The 1,261-nt window shown below is 71.8% G+C and carries 1 protein-coding gene and 1 pseudogene; both read left to right on the top strand.

The genetic code is table 11. The features are described 5' to 3' along the window. A pseudogene (locus tag BFF77_RS13385) lies at positions 1-257 on the top strand (glutamine synthetase); the annotation flags it as partial. Between the two features lie 8 nt (positions 258-265). Beyond that, the coding region (locus BFF77_RS13380) for an aldehyde dehydrogenase family protein (RefSeq protein WP_066948307.1) at positions 266-1,261 on the top strand (996 nt) is incomplete at its 3' end.

Here is a 1,261-nt window from a genome sequence, read left to right as displayed (position 1 = left end):
CCGCCGGGCTGCACGGCATCGAGAACGCGCTGGAACTGCCCGAGGCGTGCGAGGGCAACGCCTACACCGCCGGCTACGACCAGGTCCCGACCACTCTGCGCGAGGCGGCCGGGCTCTGGGAGAACAGCACTCTCGCGCACGCGGCCTTCGGCGACGACGTCGTGGCGCACTACAGCAATATGGCCCGTGTCGAGGTGAAGGCCTTCGACGCCGCGGTGACCGACTGGGAGCTTCGCCGCTCCTTCGAACGTCTGTGAGGAACGACGTGCACGCACATCACGCCGCCGGACATCTTGTCCTCAACCCGGCCACCGGGGAGACCATCGCCACGGTCCCGGCGACCACCGCGGCCCAGGTCGACACGGCCGTACGGAAAGCCGCGGCGGCCCAGCTCCGGTGGGCGGCCCTGGCTCCCGCCGAGCGCGCGCGGCTGCTGCGGCGCTTCGCCGCCGTCGTCGACGAGCACACCGACGAGCTGGCCCGGACGGAGGTCGGCGAGGCGGGCCACACCCTCGGAAACGCCCGCTGGGAAGCCGGCAATGTCCGCGATCTCCTCGACTACTGCGCGGGAGGGGTGGAGCGGCTGAGCGGCCGGCAGATCCCCGTGGCCGGAGGACTCGACATCACGCTGCTGGAGCCGCTCGGTGTCGTCGCGGTGATCGCCCCGTGGAACTTCCCCATGCCGATCGCCGCCTGGGGCACGGCCCCCGCCCTCGCCGCGGGCAACGCCGTACTCCTCAAGCCCGCCGAGACCACACCGCTGACCGCGCTGCGGCTGGCCGAACTCGCCCTGGAGGCAGGGCTTCCCGAGCATCTCTTCCAGGTCCTGCCCGGGGCCGGCGATGTGACGGGCAACGCGCTGGTCGAGCACCCCGGGGTCGCCAAGATCGTCTTCACCGGCTCCACCCGTGTCGGCAGGCAGATCATGGCCAAGTGCGCCGCCCAGGTGAAGCGGGTGACGCTCGAACTCGGCGGCAAGAGCCCCAATGTCGTCTTCGCCGACTCCGATCTCGAACAGGCCGCCGCCACCGCCCCGATGGCGTTCCTCGACAACGCGGGCCAGGACTGCTGCGCCCGCACGCGCATCCTCGTCCAGCGCGAGGTCCACGACCGGTTCCTGGAACTCCTCGCACCGGCCGTCGAGGCGGTCGTCGTCGGTGACCCGTCCGACGAGAGGACCCAGATGGGCCCGCTGATCTCGGCCGTCCAGCTGGAGCGCGTACGGTCGTACGTCCCCGAGGGGGTCAAGGGCATCCGGGGC

Origin of the sequence: Streptomyces lushanensis (assembly GCF_001700515.1) — a bacterium.
GTDB classification, from domain to species: domain Bacteria; phylum Actinomycetota; class Actinomycetes; order Streptomycetales; family Streptomycetaceae; genus Streptomyces; species Streptomyces lushanensis.
Note: the sequence above shows the minus strand (reverse complement) of the source record. Positions and strands in the feature narration are given on the sequence as shown.